Annotated in this window: 18 protein-coding genes and 1 pseudogene; all 19 read left to right on the plus strand. The window is 42.1% G+C overall.

The window, feature by feature from the left end; genetic code table 11:
* Nucleotides 1–83: 83 nt before the first annotated feature.
* The 19 genes and pseudogenes from PHU01S_RS02285 (at nucleotide 84) to PHU01S_RS02375 (ending at nucleotide 22,947) form a co-directional block, all read left to right on the plus strand.
* Complete coding sequence (locus PHU01S_RS02285) at nucleotides 84–1,676, plus strand: stalk domain-containing protein (RefSeq protein WP_127505874.1); 1,593 nt, start codon at nucleotides 84–86, stop codon at nucleotides 1,674–1,676.
* Nucleotides 1,677–1,853: 177 nt separating this feature from the next.
* On the plus strand, nucleotides 1,854–6,866 hold the full coding sequence (locus PHU01S_RS02290; protein WP_127505876.1) for a hypothetical protein: 5,013 nt from the start codon (nucleotides 1,854–1,856) through the stop codon (nucleotides 6,864–6,866).
* 126 nt (nucleotides 6,867–6,992) lie between these two features.
* Complete coding sequence (locus PHU01S_RS02295) at nucleotides 6,993–7,307, plus strand: hypothetical protein (RefSeq protein WP_127505878.1); 315 nt, start codon at nucleotides 6,993–6,995, stop codon at nucleotides 7,305–7,307.
* A 310-nt stretch (nucleotides 7,308–7,617) separates the two neighbouring features.
* The gene (locus PHU01S_RS02300) at nucleotides 7,618–8,385 is read left to right on the plus strand and encodes a hypothetical protein (RefSeq protein ID WP_127505880.1); all 768 of its coding nucleotides are present in this window, start codon (nucleotides 7,618–7,620) and stop codon (nucleotides 8,383–8,385) included.
* Nucleotides 8,385–9,281 carry a DNA adenine methylase gene (locus PHU01S_RS02305; RefSeq protein ID WP_120463239.1) on the plus strand — a complete coding sequence of 299 codons (897 nt, stop codon included), beginning with the start codon at nucleotides 8,385–8,387 and terminating at the stop codon, nucleotides 9,279–9,281. The genes PHU01S_RS02300 and PHU01S_RS02305 overlap by 1 nt, the downstream gene beginning before the upstream one ends.
* 863 nt (nucleotides 9,282–10,144) lie before the next feature.
* Nucleotides 10,145–10,327, plus strand: coding sequence for a hypothetical protein (locus tag PHU01S_RS02310; protein ID WP_120463238.1), 183 nt, complete (start codon nucleotides 10,145–10,147; stop codon nucleotides 10,325–10,327).
* 60 nt (nucleotides 10,328–10,387) lie between these two features.
* A complete protein-coding gene (locus tag PHU01S_RS02315) occupies nucleotides 10,388–10,609 on the plus strand; it encodes a DUF5348 domain-containing protein (RefSeq protein WP_120463237.1) in 222 nt (73 codons plus the stop codon).
* A 15-nt stretch (nucleotides 10,610–10,624) separates the two neighbouring features.
* Nucleotides 10,625–11,149, plus strand: a complete 525-nt coding sequence (locus tag PHU01S_RS02320; RefSeq protein ID WP_127505882.1) for a recombinase family protein — start codon at nucleotides 10,625–10,627, stop codon at nucleotides 11,147–11,149.
* 22 nt (nucleotides 11,150–11,171) lie between these two features.
* Nucleotides 11,172–11,816 carry a hypothetical protein gene (locus tag PHU01S_RS02325; protein WP_127505884.1) on the plus strand — a complete coding sequence of 215 codons (645 nt, stop codon included), beginning with the start codon at nucleotides 11,172–11,174 and terminating at the stop codon, nucleotides 11,814–11,816.
* Nucleotides 11,817–12,070: 254 nt separating this feature from the next.
* Nucleotides 12,071–13,227, plus strand: a pseudogene (locus tag PHU01S_RS02330) (IS110 family RNA-guided transposase).
* Nucleotides 13,228–13,415: 188 nt separating this feature from the next.
* Nucleotides 13,416–14,144 (plus strand): HNH endonuclease family protein, encoded by a 729-nt coding sequence (locus PHU01S_RS02335; protein WP_127505886.1) that lies wholly within the window; start codon nucleotides 13,416–13,418, stop codon nucleotides 14,142–14,144.
* Between the two features lie 1,120 nt (nucleotides 14,145–15,264).
* Complete coding sequence (locus PHU01S_RS02340) at nucleotides 15,265–15,690, plus strand: hypothetical protein (RefSeq protein ID WP_127505888.1); 426 nt, start codon at nucleotides 15,265–15,267, stop codon at nucleotides 15,688–15,690.
* On the plus strand, nucleotides 15,687–16,517 hold the full coding sequence (locus PHU01S_RS02345; protein ID WP_127505890.1) for a hypothetical protein: 831 nt from the start codon (nucleotides 15,687–15,689) through the stop codon (nucleotides 16,515–16,517). Before PHU01S_RS02340 ends, PHU01S_RS02345 begins: the two co-directional genes overlap by 4 nt.
* Nucleotides 16,518–16,521: 4 nt before the next feature.
* Nucleotides 16,522–17,211 carry a hypothetical protein gene (locus PHU01S_RS02350; protein WP_127505892.1) on the plus strand — a complete coding sequence of 230 codons (690 nt, stop codon included), beginning with the start codon at nucleotides 16,522–16,524 and terminating at the stop codon, nucleotides 17,209–17,211.
* A gap of 1,300 nt (nucleotides 17,212–18,511) precedes the next feature.
* Nucleotides 18,512–19,123 (plus strand): hypothetical protein, encoded by a 612-nt coding sequence (locus PHU01S_RS02355; RefSeq protein WP_218032399.1) that lies wholly within the window; start codon nucleotides 18,512–18,514, stop codon nucleotides 19,121–19,123.
* 78 nt (nucleotides 19,124–19,201) lie between these two features.
* A complete protein-coding gene (locus PHU01S_RS02360) occupies nucleotides 19,202–19,792 on the plus strand; it encodes a hypothetical protein (RefSeq protein ID WP_127505896.1) in 591 nt (196 codons plus the stop codon).
* Nucleotides 19,793–19,812: 20 nt separating this feature from the next.
* Complete coding sequence (locus tag PHU01S_RS02365) at nucleotides 19,813–21,477, plus strand: GLUG motif-containing protein (RefSeq protein ID WP_127505898.1); 1,665 nt, start codon at nucleotides 19,813–19,815, stop codon at nucleotides 21,475–21,477.
* 143 nt (nucleotides 21,478–21,620) lie between these two features.
* Nucleotides 21,621–22,490, plus strand: a complete 870-nt coding sequence (locus PHU01S_RS02370) for a hypothetical protein (RefSeq protein WP_218032400.1) — start codon at nucleotides 21,621–21,623, stop codon at nucleotides 22,488–22,490.
* Nucleotides 22,491–22,725: 235 nt separating this feature from the next.
* Nucleotides 22,726–22,947 carry a hypothetical protein gene (locus PHU01S_RS02375; protein ID WP_127505902.1) on the plus strand — a complete coding sequence of 74 codons (222 nt, stop codon included), beginning with the start codon at nucleotides 22,726–22,728 and terminating at the stop codon, nucleotides 22,945–22,947.
* Nucleotides 22,948–22,962: the final 15 nt, after the last annotated feature.

Here is a 22,962-nt window from a genome sequence, read left to right on the forward strand (position 1 = left end):
AATTCACTGAACTTCAGGACAAGTTATCCGAGCTAATTTATATTACATGCAAAGGAAAAACAAGCGTAAAGGAGGAACGACCAATGCCAGCATATAAAGAAGAGGACACTAAGTTATATTTATCGACCGTGTACACCAGACAAGGTAAGCCAAAACGATCTTTTAGTTTTGTCATCAAAGGTATGATAATCAGCGCGACGTTGCTTGGCAGTATTTCATTAGGAGGGATTTCGGCTCTTGCAGCATCGACTCCCTCCATCCCTCCAACCATCGCCGCGCAACAAGTCCAAGTCAATTTCGAAGATGAGGCGACATTAATAGCAAATCTCAACATGGCGGTTAAAGCGATTAAGGAAGAGGGCTGGACGATAGAAAGATTGACCAAGATCATGGATCAATTAACCTTGATTGAGGACAGGTTATTTGAAGGGAATATTTTCAAGGGCAAAGAGGAGTTGAGAAGCCCTCTGAAAACTGCTCTTGCCGAAACTGAAAAAGTGTTTACGGCTCATGGGGCTGATGGATTGTCTACCCTTCGCGAGAATGATGCTCCTGAACGATTGTATCAAATGCAGGAAATGCTTGGAATGAAGTCCAACCGGAATAATGTTAATTTAGCGCCAGTTGCTCAAAAGAACGAGGTAAGGATAGCTTCAGTAGCCAAGGACGAGGTAACAGTCTTTATCGATGGTGTGAAGCAAAATTTCCCGCAGTCAGCAATCGTAAAGAATGGAAATACTCTTGTACCTATGAGAGGGGTATTTGAAGCGTTAAAAGTAGATGTGAAATGGGATCAGCCAACTCAAACAGCCACAGCAACAAAAGGAAGTACGACCATTAAGCTAACTATTGGACAACCAACAGCTTACGTTAACGGGAAAGCAGTACAACTGTCAGCTAAAGGTGAAGTCATTAATGGAGCGACAATGGTTCCACTTCGCTTTGTTAGCGAAGCCCTTGGGGGAGAAGTTAAATGGGACTCGAAAACAATGACAGCTTATATTGAAAGTGCAAAAGCATCTGATTCGGGTAAGCAACAGGCAGTTGACGGTATTTCTGTAAAGCACGGTAAACACACATACGCTAGTCGAAACCAGAGTGAGTACGATCAAGTAATGAAAATTGTTGAGAATGCGATAAAAGGTTATGACGAATCTGGTTTTGGAGGTGTATATCAGAAGTACTATTACGAATACCTCGATGGAGCTAGATGGTCAGGCGATAAATCGGATCGATCCGACCGAAATCGTGGCTTGTATGCTGCAGAGAATTCAATTGGCGATTTAATAAAGGCTGGAGTCAGTAAAGAAGAGATCGTAAAGGTCGACACAATAGCTTCGATTGCCTACGACTTGTTACGAGGGGTACCAGACCCTAAAGACGGTTCTCCAAGATCTGCTTTTGATGCCCTTGCACGTTCCCCGCGCATGACAGATTGCGATTCCGATAGCCAGGTATTTTCAGCAGTATTTGACGCAATGGGTTATAACACGATGATTGGCTCCAGTCCAAATCATGCTGATCCTTATGTTGAGATTGATGGAATCTGGTATTCAATCGTATCAGGTACGTTCACTAAAGCAGGAACTAGTGAAGATATTTCTAAGTTCCTGAAAGAGAATCCTGATCGGGGTATTCATACTCAGCCGACTTTCGGGGCGGCGATAAGCAGATAATATTATCGGTATGAGGCGATGTCATTTTCGGCATCGTCTTTTATTTTTGTGAAGATTTTTCAAGACCTAAGCCCAATTTCAAGAGTTGGTGGGACATCTAACTTATAGATACAAGCAAAAGACTGTCATCCAAAACAGTTAAGCAAAACAAGAACAGCAAAAGGGAGGAAATGAAGGATGAGAAGGATAGTTTCCAGCATGTTAGTCCTCGCCCTGCTTCTTTCGTTATTCACAGCTTCAGCCTTTGCGAGTGAAGTTGAGCCTAACGAAGTTGTCCAGAGCGAAATTGAAGCAGAAGGAGGCACACAGCCCGAAGGGGGCGATTCAGTCAATGAAGCCATCTCGACCGAAGATGAACCCAATGATTTAACCAGTCAGACTACTCAACCCAATGAGACCGCACAACCCGAAGAGACCACAAATACAGTCTCTTCCGACAACACAGCCCGAACAGTAACAGACGGTCTGCATGTTGTAGTTTATTACGAGTCAGATCAAGGTTCCTTCATCCCCGAGTTCAAGTTGGAACTATGGAATGTAGCCGAAGACAAATTAATTAGCAGCGCGGTAGGCAACAGCCAGAACTTCAGTAACGGTAAGTACAGCCTGATTTTCAATCACCCAGGCTACAAGCTTGGCGACCAGTTCGCTCTAATCCTAAGAAGTGCTGACGGTATCATCGATGAGATCAATATCAATGGATACAGCGTGAAGGTAAACACCCACTTCAAATTCGGCATAGAGCCATTCGTTTATTATGAAGGGGTAAATGACGAGAAGGTTTTCCAAGACCTGACCGCTACGAAGCTTAGCCCCATCGAGGCTTCGCTTAAGACCAACGGGAAAAAGATTGGACTGCAGCTCCAATCTGAATCAGGCACACCCTTGAAGCAGCTACCAGTCAATATCAAGCTATTGGAGGGCAAGGGAACCCTAACCGCCAAGTCTGATAACAACGGTATGGTTTGGCTCGACAGCAACAAGCTAACTTGGAAATTCCTCGTTTCATCGGAAGGCAAGATCGTCAAAGACGGTTCGAACGGTAAAGCCGAAATCGAGCTTCCTTCAACCGTTATAGCCAACACGCAGAAGGGCGTCCTGACTTTCCCAATCGTATTTGAAAATGAGGCAACAAGTGGCAGCTTGAAGGTAAACTTCACAACCGATGCCAATACGGACTTGAGTAAAGCTTGGTCAGAATTCGATATTGCTCTTTCCGATCCGAATGGGGTATCGAGCACTTTCACTGCGAATCTGGACACCACTGAGATCGAAGGCATCGCAGACGGAAAATACAAGGCATCGGTCACAGCCAAGTATGCGGAGGTCAAGCTCAATTCCGATGCCCTTATTACCCTGAGTGATGGTAAAGGGGGCATCGGGGGCATCGTTAAGCCGAAGCATCTCCTCGAAATTAGTAAGGACGGCAAACCATTCAACTTTTCTGTCATCAACGTTGAGAAGGTTGCTGACAAGCAATACAAAGGCACTAATTCTATCTCATTCGCGGTAACGCCGGGAGAATCGTTCATGATCAAGGATAACGATACAGGTAAAGTGGAGACAGTAGCCATCGACGCTAACTCACCTGTCACCAGAATCGTATTAGGCGCAGGAGTCGTTTTCGGCGGTTCGGCAAGCACACCCCATACAGGGGATGACATTATCTATTTAGTAATTGGTTTTATCTTGTCATTGAGTGTAGCGGCAGGATGTTTTGTTCTCTACAACAGAAAACATAAAAATTCCTCACCTAAGATTTCGGCATTGAGTATTATGCTGGCGGTCGCATTGGTAGCTCCGCTTTTTGCTCCTTCAGGGGTTCATGCAGCTTCATCGGATGCAAACGTGGGAGGTACTCCACCTGCATCGGGCGGTGCTAATTCGTCAACAGCGGCAGGTACGTTCCAAACCTCCGAGCGGATCGCCGTATTGCAGTTTGGTTTTATCCCGAACAAGGTAAAATCGGATGGTAAGGGGGTTCTGAATCCCGACTCGAAGAAGGCTGATCTCGAAGATCCGTTCAAGTTCAATTATGAAGACCTGTTGTTCTACATGGCTCCAAGCAAGACTTCGGACAACTTATTCCGTAAAGCTGGCTCAGGCTTAATCACCTTTGAGCGAGGAACTGGAGTATCGACTCTTTACGGAAACAACCCACTCTATCCAGCCAGCCCTAAAGGTCAGAGCCATGCCGAGTTGATGAAGCGTACTTTGGATTACGCCGACAAAGCCATAGCCAAATCGAGCAACATCAACTACTTCGAGCAAATCATTGCCGATACGCTGTACAATATCGCTCCGAGCGATTCGAACCGTACTCTTTCCGGTGAAGGTAACGTGAAGGTGATTGGTGATTCCTTGAAAGGGATGATCGAAGCCTACATTCTCCGTCACGGTAGCCAAGATGCAGGAGAGCAGTTCGATGCCCAAGTTATTGGCAGTCTGATGTTCTCGGGGTATCTGGACTTGATCAAGTCAAAAGGAATCTTGAAAGGCGAGGACTACATCACTTTCGAACAAATGATGCGTGACAAGTTCAACAAGAATGAACTGATCTTCTTCGCCCAAACAGTTATCGGTATCTCGGTCAAGGATAGTCGTAGTGCATATGATCGTGACTATGCCTTTATCTCGATGCACGATGCAACGGACTGGTATCTCTGGACAAGACAAAAGGCTCGTCCGACCGATTCCGTTCTGCAGGGGTTAACAGCAAATCGAGAATTTGAAGCTGTCTCGAAAGGTGGAGCTACCTCTGCCGAGCAAGGTTCCCAATCTCCCTACAAGGAGAACGGCAACCTCCCGAATACGTTCAGAACGTATGCCCGAGACTTCTATGCCAGAACGTTGAAGCCAGTAAGTTCGGCAATCCCGATGTCATCGGACGCTTCGGTCAATGGATTCGGAGGTTGGGGTTATCAGCCTTGGGGTTACGGAGACGGAGAAGCGGCGAAAAAGCCTGCAATCACGGCTGAGCTGAACGTAACGGTAGTCGACAAAAACGGTAACCCGACAAAAGAATCATTCACGGTTCCGGTCAATGGTTGGTCAGAAGAAAGCCAGAAGTATTTGGGTGATTTGAAGTCAGCAAGCGATGTATTCATCGCAGGGGGTATGTCTGTAGGGCATAACGGCAAGACCTACGACATTCTTCCAGACGAAAGAGCCAAATTTGAACTTATTGATATGAAGGACAAAGAAAATCTCAATAAGCGTCATCTTACGAAAGGAGCAACTGGAGAAGAAGGGACAATTTCCATTCCAACGTCTGGATCAGACCTTTGGGAAATTGAGCTTGGGTGGGATACTCCGCTTCCACTTGATCTGCATAAGTATTTAGGCGGAACGACTTCTTTAGCTTCTTCTACAGTCGAGAACAAATATGAAGGTTCGGATGCTTACTCCAATGCTCAACTTACTTTGTACGTGAAAGCTAATGAGGACTCAATTGAGCCAATCGCTTCGAACTATGATGTTCCTCAGTGGAGACTTTCGAAGTATTGGGATAACATCTCAGATAAAGGCATCAACAAAGCAAAGTTCAATTTGTCTTTACCGATCAGCACGTTCACGAACCCTAAACTCAGTCCTTCTGGAAACACATTGTTCAGCTTAGTTGATCCAGACTTGAGTAATACACCTTGGGCATTAAGCCGAGCCAAACTGTTTAATGATACACCAACCAAGAACATCTCGGTATACAATCCTTCTGCATCGTTCAATCTAGCTGGCGATCTGTTAGTTGTTCGAGATAACAATTCTGTAGCCAATATCAAGTTGGCTTCATGGCTGAACAATTTCAGTTTGTTCGATGGAAGGATCGCTTCAGCAAGTGCAGGATCAGTCGAGAATAATCCAGTTGTATCGAAGTCACATGATTTTAAGTTTGGGGTAAAAAGCCCTTATTCCTCCTACACATACAGCGAGACGAGATACAATTGGGTTTCAACGCAGTATGGTGGTTATTTTGTTCCATACACTTGGTCGGGGTCGGCAACGCCGTCGTATCTGACGGCAGACTATGAAACGAGCATTCGCTTTAACCGTTACATTCCTAAAGATAGCTCGGCTCCAAAAGCGATTGCTGATGCTTCGGATTCAACCAACGGAATGTTCTGGCAAGCCAAACAAGGCAAAGAAACCTTAAAAGTGAATCCAGAGGTTCTATACGCCTATGATGATGCGTCAGGAAACACAAGTGTAGCCTTCGCCGCGGGTGACAAACTGAGAGAAATTCGCCCTGTGAGCTACAATCTGGCTCAATTCGTTAATGTTGAGGTCAAGCCAGAAGTAGTTGGCGCAAGTACAGCAACCGATGCAAATGCCAAAGCCCTAGCGAAGAATCTGAACGCTGGAGGTAAGCAGGTCATCTATAAGGGGTCAGCGATAACCACGAACTTTGAAGTGACGGGCGAATTGGAGTTGAAGACCTTTGCTCTGGACATCGGTTCTTCCGCACTTAAGAACGCTTGGAATCCATCCTCGGCTTATAGTACGGATGCCATCAATGAAACATACTTGAGCGAGTATGCAACCAAGGATGAAGCTACTGGTAAATGGCAAGTAACCTTCGATGCTGATGGCAAACTGGTCATCGACAATAAGGAGCATGGCGGTCAATCTGCCAAGCTGACAGCCACTGAGTCGAGTAAGGCTACCAAGGAACACACATTGGAAGTGCGCGGCGGCAAATTGGTTGGGGTTGATGGCAATCGAAACTTAGACAGCCTTCCGCAAGAATTGAAGGACGCTCTCACTCGGATGCATATTCTCGGTAACGACAACATCTTCAGTTCCTTCGAGAGCGGCAACGGTGATAAGCTTACTGAGCAAGCCGTAGCGACCCTCGGTAACGCGGTAAGGGGTTCGAATGATCTGAAGGTTGGTTCTGGATGGTATGCAGAAGATACGACTACCTTGGTCATTCGTGTCTATACAACAACCTTCGAATTGCCGAGCCATATGTATGTCGACAAAATACCGATGGAGATTCCAGGGCTTGAGGTATCTGGCGACAAGAATCAATTCTTCAGCAAGGGCTTCACTGGGCATACGAAGCTGAGCTACAAAGTTGGTCATGTCGGCATGGTGTTCGACAGCTCCAAGGGCGACTTTGGCGGTAAACGGTCGACTGACTTCATAGTGGGTAACACTTCGATAATGGACACGTTCAGTACAGTTCAATAAAGCTCTACCTTAATGGGAGGTGTCGAGAAATCGGCACCTTCTTTATTTTTGGGGTTCAATTCACCTTCGTTTCAAGTTATAGTAGATACATTTATTTTCCTACCATTCTTGAAATGAGGTGATGTTATGGCTAAATTATCCGAGTTGTCGTTGTATGCCAGATTCAAGTGGGCGGTTCCGGTCGTTCCCACAGTTAAAAAGGATGAGGGATTCTTTAGTGATCCCAAGCCTTGGGATTTTGATGAGCCAGTGCTGGAACTGATTGAACAGATGCTTGCTGAAATCGAAGAGTTCTTTTCCTCAAGGAGCATGCCAGTAGAAGTGGCAATTTATGAAATCAGGGAAGTATTCGACCGGCTCCATGTCGAGATGTACAGTCCACATCAGGAAGTCTACATGATCGTAGAGAAGTACAAGAAGCTATCCGAAAACCTATTTTAACTTAGTGGAAGGTGTCGTGAAAATCGGCACTTTCTTTTTATGGGACGATTATTTTATAAACGCTCGATTGTTTAGTTCGATTTTAATGGGGTTCCTGTAGAAGATTATTACTAATCGTTTCAAGCAGGATAAGGTTCCTTTGATTCCCCGCCATCCCTCCAACCTTTGAATGGGATTCGCACAACTATTATTTACAAGCATTTGTATGGAGTTGGGACGACAAGGGGCTTACATAACTTAACTTCAACACATGATTCAAGAGTCAACAGCTTCTAAGTGATTCAAAATAAATCACTTGGAGGTAAGCGGTATGAATGAGAAAGATTCGTCGGTTTCAAATGAGGTTCAGAGCATTGATGAAAAGATTGAAGAGTTCAAAGGGAGTGCCGCCAAGGAAGCGGATTTCATTTGGGGCGTAGATGTATTTTATGGGTGGCAGTCAGCATCCGGTCGTGAAAAGAATGTAGTAGAAGTCACCTGTAAGCTGGACGGTCAAAAGTTCTATTATCTACTCGAAGACCTGCGAGACATCAAGCAGACGGATCTGGTTATTAAGAGCCTTGGTTCAATTGCTCTCATCAAGCGCAGTTACATTAAGCACTTTGTCGATGTTGCTGACGGAATGATCATGGAAAAGAAGCAGAAATTGATGGACTGTATCGATGTGTATGTTCCATTTGACTTGGGGTCATTGAATGCCCTGCAGCATTATCGACTTGTTTATCGGCACTTTCAGGAAAACCAGGAGAAGTTCCCTTCAAAGATCAGCAACACCTTCAATTCGGAGGAACATGAAGGAGCAATCCTTGATGTAGAGTACCCTGTCGACAAAGAAGGCGTTCTGACAATTGCGTTTTTGCGCGAAGACTTTAGGAGTCTGTTCAGTGTCAGGAATGACAATGAGTACAATCAAATTCTTGATGCTTTGCATACTCTTGGGGTTCTGATTCCGAATTCAGGCAAAAAGAAAAAGAAGTCGGAGGCATTCACATTTGAACGCACCTTGTCAAAAGGGGTTGAAGTGAAATTCTTTATGATTCGTATTGACCCATCTTTATTCAAGGGGGAACTGGCGTAATGGCAACTAGACCAGATCCGTTCCCGACCCTTGGCGGAAAATCGCAGATCATTGATCGAATGGTTGAGATTTTCCATTATTGCATTGAAGAGTATGGTTTGACAGGAGCAGTCGATTATTTCATGGGTGGTAATCGGCTTTTCCTCCACCTTGATTGTGACCAAATTAAGTTCAAACTGGCTAATGAGATCGATCGAGGGGTTGTCGCCTTTTTCAAATGTTTGCAAGACCCATACAAGACTGATCAACTAATCGATTCAATTTGGAAGCTGGCGGATTATGTTGATACTGAGGAGCGCTTTACAACTGCTTGTGAAATAAGGCTGGATGAGCAAACCGATGAAATTATCTCAGGCGCTTTGACGTATATCGTTACCATGCATAGCAGGGCAACAAATAGGCAGGATTTCTGCAAAGCAAACGTAGGAACCAAACTAATTCATTCTAGTCTGGACAAGTTGGTAGGTTTCGATGAAATCATTGGCGATGTTCAGATTTACTGTGGAGATTATAAAGAACAGTTCCATAAGTATAAGCATCGGGAAGACCTTCTTGTGTGGTTAGATCCCCCGTATCTGACTACGGAAGCTGTTGAGGGGAAGAGGGGTAATCGGAAGAAAACAAAAGCTACAAACGGTTATGTCCATCCGTTTACTAAAGAGGATCATGAATTAATGATCGACAACATAACGTCACCTGAATGTAAGAACAAGATTATTGTAAGTGGCTATAAAAATGATGCTTATAGGCGACTTGAGCAGAATGGGTTTTACAGGTATTTCGTTGGAACGGTTCACGTCCCGAGTTCAGGGATAGGTAAGATGATTGCCGAGTATATTTGGAGTAACATCAAGATTCCAGATTGGGTTCTTGACTGGACACATAATGCCGAGTAGAAGGATTGAACTTCCTCCATCCCTCCAACCTGTTGAACTCGAAATATGCTGATTCTGTTGAATTATCTTGATTTGTCACAATAATCCTTGAGAACGGCATAACGACAGCCTTATACCAGTAACGATCAGAAAACACTCTCGACCAGGCAATCTGTGCTGAGAGTGTTTTTCTTATGCCTAAAGGAACAAAATGGGCGTAATTTTTGCAATTACGAGAGCTGCAACTGACAGCATGTTGTCGCAAACCCTTCTATAAACACACTTTTTTGAGCAGAACACCATTCGAACTATCTCGAGGTATGCCTTAAAACACACTACGCTCCTTATTTGACGCGAATTTCTTGCAATTCGTGTCGAAAGCTGTCAGTAAGAACGATGAAGAAGGGATTTCGAGGGGATTCCATGTTCGGTTGAAGGAGTCGATGAAATTTTGAGTTAAGCAACATCAGTTCGATATTCTGTGATCCCGTTTTTCCGTAACTCCTGATTTTCTCCGAATGTAAACCTATTCCAGTATCGGTCGCCCTGCTCCTTTCTGCGGCGGCTTTTGCTCGGCGGTCAAAATCGGCTCTTATAGCCGCCCTCTCCCTCGGCAGGTCTATTCCCTTAGTTTTGCCTTTTCGGTCGCTTACAGGGGCTTTCAGCGCGTCCTGCTCGGTTGTCGCCCTGTCGCTCTGTAGGGGTTCTCGTTTTTCCAGTCGTACCAAGGGTTTTCGGGCTTTTTGGTTCTAAAAATTAACCCTAAAAAAGATCAAAAAACACTTGAATTAATCACTAAATGAAGCTATTATTGATACACGTTAAATAACTTAAATTTACTAAAAAAGTAAATTTAAGTAAAAATAATCGAGAGGATGATAAAGATGTTTATAGCTTTGATGGTTTTGGGGATTGTTTTGTTTCTGCCATTTGTACTTCTGAATTTGGAACTTGTGAAGATTGGTATTAACAGAGAAGTGCCGATTACTCATCGACACATTGCCGGATATGCACTGATCATTGAAGCGGCAGTGATTGGGATATTAGCCGTGATTTTAATCTTGTAATTTGCAACAGTGAACTTGAAGTTTGTAAAAGAACAAGATGGAACGAGAGGAGCGAACTTCATGGCAGACAAAATTCCTATGCAATATGATGCTGATGCAGATCGGTGGTATGTGATTCTCAATGATAAGAAATGCTGGATGCATTGCGGTGAAGGCTTTGAGCTTTACATTTGTGGTGATCAAGTTCCATGTCGGCTTGAGCTAGACCATGATTGGTATGTAGTCATTCAAGGCATCAGCTTCAATTTAAGAAAAGGGACTAAGTACATGGTTAATGTATAAGAGAGGGGTAAAAATATGGCACGACTTGCCTATATCCGCTGTCAACGCAAGCAGGAAATCGAAGAATTTGAGCAGCAAGCTCAGGCAGATGAAGTATTTATTGATTTGGCTAACGAATTCGGTGTTACTTTGAACAATTCGCTTGAAGTAATGCTCGAAAAGTTAGTCAGTGGTGATGAGGTTGTTGTTCGAGGGTTGAGTGAACTGGCAGATACCGTAGCCGAATTACGTTCATTAATGGCGACTTTGCGTGATATAGGTACTGAACTACATCTTCTGAACTCAGTCAGTACAGGTGTCCTTTCGGATGAAGGACTTAAGATCCTCACGTTAATAGATACTTTCATAAAAGAAAAGGAACAAATTCGGGAAAAGAAGAAGCGAAAAGGCAGACCTGTGCAACCTTACCCTCCCAACTTCCTTAAAGTATATAAGGGATATCGGAATAAGGAATATAACAGGCTGGAAGCAGCAAAGAAGTTACAAATTAGTGTTAATACATTTCGAGATTTGATTATTGTTTTTGAATTTAGGTTTTAATTTGGAAAGGAGAGAGTTGGAGGTGATAACTTTTAGTGTGAATCCGACAGAAGAGCGGATTGGAGATGCTGGAGTAAGGGTTGTACCTAGGAAGAAACCTGTAGCCCATTACAGTCGCTTTGAAAGTTTAGGAATAAGCGAAGGTTTTGTTAAAACGGTTGATGGATATTTGGATCAGCCCATAAAAGTAGGCGCATTTGGATATGGTGTTGAGAAAAATACAAAAATGGCTATTAGCAGCAAGGAGGTTCCGATTCTGACTGTTGATGAAATTGAAGCAGGTCGTAAAGGCGGGGTATCGGAAGCAGTCTTTAAGATAAAGGATTTTTCTGATAATGACAGGTGGCTTGAATCGTTAGACACTGATTACGAAGTAATCAAGGCTGTATTTGAACTGGTGGAGACCGAGATATATAACCATAAGAAAAAGTGGTTGCGCTTAGTTATAGAAATTGCTTTAAGAACAGGCAGATCAAAAGATATTGATTATCTTGGAAGATTGATTGAAGAATTCAACGATTTTAGCAGACTGCCGCTTGTATCGCAAGATAAAGAGTGTTTCAAGTCATTTATCAACCCAAACATGATTCAAAAAGTAATCATCTACTTGGAGGAACACAGTTTAAGGGATTTAGTGGGGGATATCATTACAAATAAACAATCATGATCTCTCGATCGCAAACCTAGCATGAAAATAGCAAGAGTTTAACGAGCGTTCTCAGTTCCCATACTGCTAATACATGACGTGAAACACGTTCTTTTTTATGGTGGTGTAACCCCGTCAAATAAACTGCCTGGGATGGATTCTGTGTACAAACCTGTGCTGGCTCTGTAATGCCCATTCAGAGAACCGCGAACAGAAAAATGCTCAGCTCGAATTCATCCGCCGTCATGCATTTTGCTTATGGAGGGAATCCGTATATGGAAGTGTTACTTGAACGTTGCGCCGGAATGGACGTGCACCAAGAAACGATTGTCGTCTGCGTGATGACGACGAATGCTGAGGGCGATGCCCATAGCGAAGTCCGAACCTTTGGAACGATGACGAAGCATCTATTCGAATTACTCAGATATCTGGAAGCTCAAGAGGTTACTCACATTGCGATGGAGAGCACAGGAATCTACTGGAAGCCTGTATACAATATCTTGGAGGGCTACTTCACCATCATTCTGGCGAATGCACAGCGCATCAAGAATGTCCCTGGTCGCAAGACAGACGTTTGTGACGCCGAATGGATCGCGAAGTTGCTTCGGGTGGGACTTATTGAGCCAAGTTTCGTGCCATCGGAGGACTTGAGAGAACTCCGCGACCTTTGCCGGCTTCGGAAAAAGCGAATCGGTTCCCTCACGGCTGAGAAAAACCGTATTCAGAAGTACCTGGAAGCAGGTAATGTCAAGCTGAGCAGTGTCATCTCAGACGTATTTGGGGTATCCGGACGAAATTTGTTGCAGCGCTTAATCGAACAAGGGTACGTAGATACTGAGGATGTTGAAATGAGCGTCAAGGGTTCGATTAAGAACAAGAAGGCAGAAGTGACCGATTCGCTTTTCGGCACGATAACCCCGCATCAAATTGGGTTAATTAAAGACTGCTGGGAACACATCGAATACTTAGAGAAATCCATCGCTCGTTTAGAAGATGAGATTAACGAACACTTGGAGCCCTACCGCACGGAATACGAGCTGCTTCAGACCATTCCAGGGGTTAGCGAACGAACAGCCTCTGCACTCCTTGCGGAAATCGGCGTCAATATGAATCAGTTTCCGACCGCGGATCACCTAGCCTCCTGGGCTGGTGTAGCGCCCGGTAACCACGAAAGTGCGGGCAAAAAAAAAGTACAAAAAGCGTAAAAGGCAATCCCCATGCGAAAGTGGCACTTTGCGAAGCGTCTTGGGCAATCGCTCGCTCACGAAACACCGTCTTGGCAACGAAGTTCTGGAAAATTGCCTCGCGACGAGGGAAGAAGAAAGCTTGTATTGCTATCTCACGTAAGATTCTAGTTATTGCATATCACATGTTGAAAAGCAAACAGATGTATATTGAAGGCGGTCCTACAGCATTGACTCAAATCAGCTAAATTAACAGCTTTAACGAAAGTTTCAAATATTAAACTTGTTCACTTAAAAAAGTTGAACCGGGCATCTTATTGGCAATTTTAAGACGAGAGCCGATCAAGAGAGCGAATAGATTTTCACAGAAAAAAGGCAGCTGATGCTGTTGGATTGTCTTGACGCTAATTGGCTCATAATCTAGGAGGGCGATAATATGAAATCTCTAACTATCCCCAAAATAATTAAAGGTAGAGCAATTGTTGGAGATGTTGTCATTGGTTTAGAAGATTGGGAGATAGATAAACACTGGCGTAAATGGGAACCGTTTGGAGATGAAGATTGCACCGAAATTCAGATCAAAGATGATTACACTGATAAGCAAATTGCACTAGCAAGTTTGCGTAAAAGCAAAAGGAAGCTTGTTAAAGGTGTTTATCATTCAACTTTCGAGGAGTATTCCCATATAGTTCATCGTTGTACAGGTGAAGCTGCTCATTACAATAATAGAGAATGTAGGTTAGAAGTCATTAGAGGGAGAATTTATTTAGTCAAATATGAAACAGGCGTAGCAAAGTTAGTATATTATGGTCGAAATTTCGTAAATACTTCTGGAGATTGGTTGAGACAAAATGCTCATCCCGCAAGTGATAAAAATTGTAATGCAGTGAAATACCCAAAGAACGAGTTGAGAACAAATGTGATGTACCTGAAAAGCCATCAAATAATTACAGCAATGTTTTTCGGTCAAAAAGCTATAGATTTAGCAATAGATGGAGTGAGTGAAAGAACTCATGATATTAACCACAGAAATCTTAACCCTGATGACAACAGACCAGAAAATTTAGAGATAGTTACTTTGGATGAGAATACGGAGCACAAAACGATAATGAGGAGAGTTTTGAAAGAAAAGATTCTGGTTTATATGAATAGGCACAATTTGTAATAAGCGTAGTCTTAAGTTTATTGAGAAACTGGTGGTGTAGTTGAAATATGGTAAGAAATTGTTCAATAGCACAATAGTTTAGCGAGACTCGTATACAGAGATCTCGCTATTTTTATGCCCTCAGGGGTATTGACCGAACTTTATCGGAAATTCTGGACTTTAATGCATCGCCACGAAGGATTTTTCGTGCTTCCTAATTGAAACTTAGATTTTTAAGATTAGATTAAGAACGGGGTATTTGAAGTGAGTTCCTGAGAAATAACTGAGTTAGTTTAGAAGAGCGAATCCACTTTTCATAAACAGTGAAGTTTGGTTATCCAACCGAACAGAAATTGAATAAATAAGCGAACGGGATTTAGAACAGCGAACAGAAATTTTATAAAAAGCGAAGTGGATTCAGAAGGAACGAACAGAAGCCTTATAAAGTGTCGAGCGAATATATTCAGCCGAATACAATTTTATAATAGATAGGAGCAGTCTAAAAGATAGGTGAGAAACGGATATGAAGTGATGAGTGGATTTAATTTTGCTTTCACATCAAATACCAGTTCTAATATCTGTTTAGACTACTCGTTCCCTAGATTATGTTTATAATCGAGGATTTAGTTTGTTTCTATCTGATCGGTATATTAGGTAGGTCGAAATAAAATATCATTCTGAGTTATACCTTATCATTCTGGGAAATTATACCTACCAACCCCTCGGAACACTGTTGATTTCTCGCCAGTTCAAATTTTATCCCTCTACCCCTCTATGACTTTATTTGCTTTCATTTGAACCGTATACAGCAAGAAAAATAATCAGTTGAGAAAATTCCGTTTGCTCACGAGATGGGATCAAATTCAGGAGTTGAAAATGAAGCAAAATTACAGTACTTACAAGCTCACTTTCTCAAAACTGACTTAAATTCAGTTTGTGTGTTCAGTTAAGCTCTGATTTTCCTCTCAGGCTCTAGGGTTTTTCGTTACAAAAGAAAATCAGAGGACTTACGTCAGCCCCATATGCGGGTAAATTAAGTAAGTCGGTATGGAATTAACGAAAGAGGTTCTGATTATGTCGTTTCATGTCGAGTTAGTCGAGAGCCAGGCAACATCATCACATAAAGAAAGGAATTGATCGAATGGATCAGCCAAAGAAAATGTTGTGGTGGCAGATAACTGAAGCTGTTTCAACAATCCAGAAAAGACTAAAGTCAAAAGAATTGAATGATGCGGATAAGATGTTAGAGCATATGAAATTGGACACTATTAATCACATTGTTCTTTTATTAGGAGAACTTAGCAATCTAAGTGAGAAGTCAAAACTAAGGTACGAGATGTGGATAAACAAAAGCACAGGCAGAAATTCTTCAAAACAGGCAGCGAAGTACGGCATAACGACTGACTCATTACGATCCAAGATCATTTACTTTGATAACAAACTCAGAGTTTTGGTTGGTGATCAGACTATTGCTTCAATTGTTTCTACTTCTTCTGCAGACGAGCTCATAGCCATAATGGATCAATTTATACAAAATGCCAAGGAGAGAAAGGACGTGTTTATGTGATCTTCCCGAAGAAGCTGGAGAATGCAATTATTACAGTTAAAAATAAACTGCCAGAGAGCGAACCCTTCTCAGATACAACGCAAATTCAACAAAGTAAATTGGATGCTCTGATGGAGATCGTGAACTTTGTAAAGCAGATGAATTACATTAAAAGACCGAGGGTAAAGGAGAAATTCTCCTTCTTCCTTCGATCCAAATATGATTATCAGGAAACAGCGACCCACTTCGGAACATCTCGTAATTCAATTGATGTTATGGTATCACGGGTTTCGCGGCAGCTGGAGTCACTTGTCGGTAAAGAGACCATCGACATGATACTTCAAGATAAGGTATCGGAGGCGTTAAGAGTATTCAGGTCAGGGATATTAAACGAATCAGCAAAGGGGTTTTTCTTGCCGGAAGCGGCAAAGTATTTGCCCGAACCCAAGTATCGAATGTTCAGTTCCCTAGAGGAGTGCAGTTCTGAGATTCGTTTTTTAAATGTTTTAACAGAACATGGAATGAAAAACACGATTGAGGAGTGTGATCAAGAGAAATTGGCTCATATTCTCTATCTCATTTCGGATAATTCTAAGAAAATGATTGAAGGCGTAAGCGATGATAAAGTTCTTCAGTCGTATTTTGAGAATGGGCACCATAGTCGCGAGAAAGTAGCTATTGAACGCGAAGCTCTATTGAAGTTATTTAATGGAGAATTCAGTATGACGGACATTGGTGAACATATAAGTAATAAATATCAAGTCGAGAAAGCACTCGATGAGGTACGGAGACAACACATATTCCATGATGCCGGTTCAGGGCTTGAGTTGGCTTCCAAGGAGGGGTAAGCACATGTACTTAAAGGCTATTCCCCTATACAAATTACCTGCTGATACTTCTGTTCATTTCCTCAAAACCGATCTTGAGCAAATGACAATTGATGAAATGAGTGAGTTAGCGGCATCTCCATATCGAGATGAGAACTGGGTAAGGCTTGCATATTCTGTTTCAATAACAGCCTTTCGTCCATATATTGATGAGAGCTTTGCAGGAATAGTGGAGAGGAAGTCAGCAGTCAGCCAATTCGATTATGGGGATTGCAATATAGTCAACGCGGTATCGGCTGTAAACTGCTTATATTTCGACACTTCTTACCGTTCCCCAGGAACATGCGATTGGTCACGCGAATTCAAATTCTTTTCAGGAGAACATTTCCTCGGAGGCATCGGGGTATATGCGGTTAACTTGTCTTCTGATAGCACTTCAGGTGACAAGCTACGATCAATTACCTCAATAGCAAGATACTGTCTCCAGAGTGGCAATCCTTTCAATCGCCTGCTCATAGCGGTTGTAAAGCCGGATAAATGGGAACTTGCTTTTGCTCAAGTGAAACTATTGCTTCCTCCAGTTGCAAAAACAAGATCCTGTAAAGTGACGACCACTTTGTTTTATGATCCGGTTGATTTCTTCCGAGCTATACTCAGCGGCAGAGAGGTAAAAGATACTTATCACGAACAACACAGGTCAAGGTTTAGCTTCTAGTAAGCAGACTTAGCATAATTTCGGAGTTTTATATTCTTTGGTGTACATTTTATAACCGTTCTTCTGCCTTGTACCAGGAATATGGGTTCATTAAAGAGTAGATGATTTCCCACGCAAATCACAATGAGGCGACAATTCTTGTATTATGTTTATTTCTGGCGAGTATGTTTCAATGGAATGCAACCGAGTATACTCATTAACACACATTAATTGCCGTATCTTCAAGTGCATCTCACCCTTCGGGGTATGACGCATTTATTTATTTTCATTTTAGTCATTTCTTTCATGGATAAAAATGAATTTTAGTCTGAGAGTCCATGAATTTCAGGAGTGGATAGCTGATCAATTTTATAGTAAGTGGAACCCGAATGTCGAATACCTACCCAGTTCAATATTTAGGTTCACTTCCCTTCATTGCCCATATGCAGTTCTCCTTAACTGCATATGGGTCTTAGATACTGAGGTTAATGGAGGGTTGAAAATATAAAAAGTGAAGGGATGATCAGGATGATGCAAAATGATAATGTTGTACAAAAAGGTTCAGAACTTAATGATGAGTTTAGTCGGATTTGGAGAATAAGATATCGCATCATTAGTTTCTGCTATGGATTTCGAGATGTGTTTAACGCTCTAACAGTTTTTTTAACTATTCAGAGTCTAGGCGTTTTCATATTACTTCGTTTTATGAGTAATATATCAGATAAACAGACTTCTTTTATTGTGTTTGGCTTGATTGAGATCGCTTCTGTAGTTTTGACAATATTGTTCTACAGGAGTTTCAGATGGAACAAGAACAATTATGCTAGTTTAGATCCAAGCGCTGCAGAAGTATTCGTGAGAAAGGAGAAAATGCGTAAAGTAATATTGGATATATGTATCATAGCGGTTGCTATTCAGTCATTCCTTATTTTGATCTTGAAATCAATCTATTCATAGTGAAGATGGAGCTTATATTGACGAAGAATCCTCTCGTTTCCTGAGAGGATTTTTCTTTGAGCTTTTGTTAGGGATGCTTAATAGGGGGGTATGACGACTTTTATACTTTACGGAAAATTTGAAACTAGTCTCGAGTTCGAATGAATTTTAGGAGTGGATAGCTGATCAAATTTATTGTAAGTGGGAGTTGACTGGCGGGCTGGTTACTGGTTCGACAGTCAACTTCCAACCCTTCATCATCCTTTTTACTTGCCCATATGCAGCTCACTCCTTACTGTATATGGGATCTTTTTAGGAAGCTTCTAAAAGAACACTTCATCAATAGTTGCAATAGTAATTGATGATTGCTCTTGAAACACAAAGGATGATGGAGGGAACCAAATACAGATATGAAGGGATGATCAAGGTGAGCAATGATAAGGAACAGTATTCTGATCAAGATCAAAGTAAATCAAAGAAGAAAACGAGGATCAGTTTAATCATTGGAGTTGTTATTCTCATAGCGATTTTATTGATGATTTTTCGAAGTTGTTCTTCTGATCCCATAGCCCCAGCGGATCGCAATGATCCAGTTGCAAGACCAGGTGTAGGTGAAGTACTTGATGGCGAACTTCCGAATATGTCAGATGAGCAAATTAGAGAGTATCTAAAGAAAATACAGGATGCATCTAGATTTAAAACTCAGGTTAGTTCAGCAGGGACTATCAAATCAGGTAGCAGGACTTTGAACTTGTTGGTTCAAAACCACGAGGACAACTCGATTGATTGCTATATAGAGGTTTTTTACGAAGGAGAGGTTATTTACACATCACCTATTTTAAAGCCTAAGCAATTTATTAAGACAATTGAGCTATCCAGAGAATTACCAGAAGGTGCAACAAAGTTGATCCTTAGATACAACGGTATTTTTGAGGATAGGATTGTTAATGCAACGGATGTCGACATTCAGGCAGTAAGTATAACAAAGGAGGGGTAAGAATGGTTATTTGGTTCGATTCATCCTGAAAGTCCAAAGCGACCAGACGAACCTAATATAAAACAGGAGGCAGAATCGATGAAGAATTCAGTATTTAAAAAGCTAACAGTAAGTGCAATGTTGATGGCGATGCTATTAAGTTCAGCTGTTGCTTCGGCGGCAGACCAGACAGTTGATCCTGAAAGCGGATCGACCATTGATGTTTCGGGAACCGCTGATGTTACAACTATTGTGGTTACCGTACCGACAGGACTTGCTTTTGCAATCAATCCTAACTCTCCAGATCCTTTCACATCCGTTCCTGCAACGGTGATCAATGACACGTATGCTCCAATTGATTTTCAGGTGCTTGGCGTAGTTTCAGATCCAGGCACTTCTGTGAAGGTAGTTGATCCCTCTATGCATACGGACCAAGAATGGAAAGGCTTAGGCAAGAGTGCAACATCATCTCAAATCGCCCTCGGCATTAAGGGGATATCAAATGGGACAACTATTTGGTCGCCTGCCGAAGTTGACGGTGTTTCCCCATCATCTGTAGCAGGTACAATCAAACTTGATCCTAAAGGTACAGAAGACATTTTGGTTGAAGCAAAACATGGTAATGCATGGGGTTCGGCTCAGACTTTGAATTACAAACTTTACGTAAAAGTTGGACTGACTGAAAATTAAAATTTGGGAGTTAACGAATCGTGGCGGGAGTGTATATCCTGCCACATTTTACTTTGATTGAAAATTTGAATTGGATGGTGAAGAGAATGAAGTCCATTGCAAAGCTTCTCGTTATGTCAATGTTCAGTTTCATGGTAATTGCTTCGTTTACGCCAATGAAGTCTCAGGCAGCTCCAGTGGTTCCTTTAGGCTCGGGATCAGAAGGTGACCCATATGCGATCAGTTCAGTAAGTCATTTGGAATGGGTTGCAAATCAAGTTAACTCGGGCAACTCATTTGAAAATAAGTTTTTGGAGTTATCTCAGAATATTGATGCGTCAGGTTGGGAGGCTACCCCAATCGGAACCCAATCGAAAATGTTTTCTGGGACATTTGACGGTAAGAATCACAAGATTAGTAACTTAACGATCAATAAGTCTTCATCTGATTATGTTGGCTTATTCGGGGTTTTGAGTACATTAGCTACTCTTAAAAACGTAGGGATTGAAAATGCGAACATCTCAGGGAAGGATAACGTAGGAGCTCTAGTCGGGCGTACTCTTGGAGAGGTGAGAAATGCATACGTAACTGGGATTGTGTCAGGTGCTGATAAAATTGGCGGTTTAATCGGTGATAATAATGGCAGACTCTATGATTCATATTCAACAGCTACTGTCACGGGGAACAGATTTATTGGTGGATTGGTTGGAAATAATAGCGGGGGGCAAATTTATAATTCATATGCAACAGGGAGTGTATCAGGCAGCGAAAATATCGGTGGTTTGACGGGGTATAACTATTCAGACATTCGGAACTCCTATGCAACTGGAAATGTAACAGGGGGAATCCGTGTGGGCGGTTTTGTAGGAGCAAATGGCGGATTCATTTCTAACTCTTACGCTACAGGAAATCTTTCGGGAGAAGGTGAAATCGGCGGCTTTTCTGGTTTTAATTATGATGGATATGGAAGGATCACGTCATCTTATTGGAATTCAGACAGCGACATAAAAGAGAGTAACATTCCTCAAAATCCAAAGCTTGGAGTCGGCAGCGACAATGTTGTGACAATTGCAAAGACGGTTGTTGAAATGAAATCAGATGATTTTGCACAATTGTTAAATAGTAACCGAGGTGCATTAGAGGCTGAATGGTTACTTGCGAGTAACACCAATAACGGCTTCCCTACATTTTCATTGATGGGAAGCGGTGGGGATGAAGGTAATTCAGAATCTGAATCTGGTCGAGAGGTCGATATTATTGGTAACATTACACCAACAACTATAATTGTAACTGTACCGACAACACTTAGTTTCGCAATAAAACCCGATTCAGAAAATGATCCATTTATCAGTGCTCCATTCAGTATGGAAAACCAGAGCAATTCTCCTATTGAAGTTTCTTTCTTGGGGTTCCAATCCAAAGCTGGAACGTCTGCTAAGGTCGTAAATGTAGATAAATACGCCGAATGGAGTAAGCTCCCTATTTCGAAGTCTGAAACTGAAATTGCACTTGGCTTGAATACTGACGGGAAAACCATCTGGGCACCTGCAGAAACTACGGAGATGCCAAATACTGTGGTTGATACTATTATGATTGACCGGCTTGGAACCAAGGAATTCGAATTGGACGGCAAACACGGTATGGCATTTACTCAACCCAAAGTGTTTGGTTACACCATGTATATTAGGGTTGGTCTAGCAAGTTAATATTGATTAAGTCGTTAGCTCCCCTCAATTCCAGAGGGGAGTTTTTTTCATTTGCAGAAGCATTTTCATTTCAAGAGTTGTTACCAGATAAACCTTACAATAACTATAAGCCACTAATGATTGATCATACAGATTACGTTCCCATGTTCAAACCGAAGGAGGTTGATACAGTGAAATTAAAGATAAGAGTCTCATTTTTGATTCTCTGCGCTGTTTTCTTTTGTTTAAGTTCTGGAGTATTCGCCGCGGCGGATGCAGATATAAAATCTATCGAGATTCCTTCAGGAGATAAGAAGCATATGCAAGATGTTTGGAGCAAACTAGGGAATGGAGGGAGTCATCTTAACCTTGATTTTGAAGCTAACACAGGGGACCATCCTGATTCTCGGCTTCTGGTCTATGATGGTACGAGCGGAACGATAAAATTCAACAATACCAATTTTCAGGATGCAACTGAAAAATCACGGAAAAGAGTGCTAAGGGAATTCGTTGAGGTGCTTCAGGGGTCGGCAGTCTCGGATCAAACGCAACAAGTAATAATGGGTTCAATATCTGCTTTGAACAGCGAAGTTTCAATGTTGCTGATCCCTTTAGTTACGGAAAGTGCTTCAGCAGATATGTATACTGCAATGATATGGATCAATCCGATCTTGCCTTACGTTAGAGTAGTTTTCGGCATAGGGGCGATCTTACTTACAATTTATCTGATTGCAACATCGATTGCCGATTTGTTTTACATTGGACTACCTGTAGCAAGAGAGTCAATGGACATGAAGGCGAATAATAAAGGGCGAAAGAAGCCATTCGGAATTAGCGATGATGCTATTTCTGCTGTTAGGGAAACAGAAGCTTCATTAAAGTCTACAGGCAGTTATAAGAATGCGTATATGCTTTACTTCAAACGAAGGGTTCTGACCTACATTATCCTTTCGCTCTGTCTGCTCTACCTGATCGGCGGAGAGCTTGGCGGACTTATTGCATGGCTCCTGAGTTTAGGAAGTGGAGTTGTATAGAACATTATTCCTCTCATTTCATGAGGGGATTTTTCTTTTTAATTAAGCAGCAGTAAGTCTGAAATCGTCGAGTTAAGAATCTTTCAGTGGTTCATTTATCACCCCACAACACATGAAACCTAGAAATACCTTTGTTTGATCTTTGAGATTAACACAACTTCGACATCTGATTTTGCAGAAGGATTACAAAAGTGGCACATAAATAAAACGATTTTCAGAAAAGGAGATGACGGGAATGAGGGGTATCGAGAGCGATCAGGTCAATGGGTTCGTTATTGATCATGGTGAAGGTATCGAAGCGGATACGCATTCAGAAGAATTGAATGATAAGGAGTTTTTAAAGTTTCAGAAAAAGATGATCCGAGCCGAAAAGTGGCTAAATCGCTTAGAGAAAATAACTGCATGGTTGGATCGAGTTCAGCACTGGGCTGAGGAGCGAGCTTCAAAATCGAATTAAGAGCCAGGGAAAAGG

This window comes from Paenibacillus humicus NBRC 102415, assembly GCF_004000905.1.
GTDB classification, from domain to species: Bacteria; Bacillota; Bacilli; order Paenibacillales; family Paenibacillaceae; genus Paenibacillus_O; species Paenibacillus_O humicus.

Excerpts from the sequence above, each read along its gene's own strand:
- PHU01S_RS02310 (WP_120463238.1), top strand. The coding sequence starts at position 10,145 with ATGTTTATAGCTTTGATGGTTTTGGGGATTGTTTTGTTTCTGCCATTT.
- PHU01S_RS02335 (WP_127505886.1), top strand. The coding sequence starts at position 13,416 with ATGAAATCTCTAACTATCCCCAAAATAATTAAAGGTAGAGCAATTGTT.
- PHU01S_RS02300 (WP_127505880.1), top strand. The coding sequence starts at position 7,618 with ATGAATGAGAAAGATTCGTCGGTTTCAAATGAGGTTCAGAGCATTGAT.
- PHU01S_RS02350 (WP_127505892.1), top strand. The coding sequence starts at position 16,522 with ATGTACTTAAAGGCTATTCCCCTATACAAATTACCTGCTGATACTTCT.
- PHU01S_RS02295 (WP_127505878.1), top strand. The coding sequence starts at position 6,993 with ATGGCTAAATTATCCGAGTTGTCGTTGTATGCCAGATTCAAGTGGGCG.
- PHU01S_RS02290 (WP_127505876.1), top strand. The coding sequence starts at position 1,854 with ATGAGAAGGATAGTTTCCAGCATGTTAGTCCTCGCCCTGCTTCTTTCG.
- PHU01S_RS02315 (WP_120463237.1), top strand. The coding sequence starts at position 10,388 with ATGGCAGACAAAATTCCTATGCAATATGATGCTGATGCAGATCGGTGG.
- PHU01S_RS02320 (WP_127505882.1), top strand. The coding sequence starts at position 10,625 with ATGGCACGACTTGCCTATATCCGCTGTCAACGCAAGCAGGAAATCGAA.
- PHU01S_RS02360 (WP_127505896.1), top strand. The coding sequence starts at position 19,202 with ATGAAGAATTCAGTATTTAAAAAGCTAACAGTAAGTGCAATGTTGATG.
- PHU01S_RS02370 (WP_218032400.1), top strand. The coding sequence starts at position 21,621 with ATGTTCAAACCGAAGGAGGTTGATACAGTGAAATTAAAGATAAGAGTC.
- PHU01S_RS02355 (WP_218032399.1), top strand. The coding sequence starts at position 18,512 with ATGATGGAGGGAACCAAATACAGATATGAAGGGATGATCAAGGTGAGC.
- PHU01S_RS02285 (WP_127505874.1), top strand. The coding sequence starts at position 84 with ATGCCAGCATATAAAGAAGAGGACACTAAGTTATATTTATCGACCGTG.
- PHU01S_RS02340 (WP_127505888.1), top strand. The coding sequence starts at position 15,265 with ATGGATCAGCCAAAGAAAATGTTGTGGTGGCAGATAACTGAAGCTGTT.
- PHU01S_RS02375 (WP_127505902.1), top strand. The coding sequence starts at position 22,726 with ATGAGGGGTATCGAGAGCGATCAGGTCAATGGGTTCGTTATTGATCAT.
- PHU01S_RS02305 (WP_120463239.1), top strand. The coding sequence starts at position 8,385 with ATGGCAACTAGACCAGATCCGTTCCCGACCCTTGGCGGAAAATCGCAG.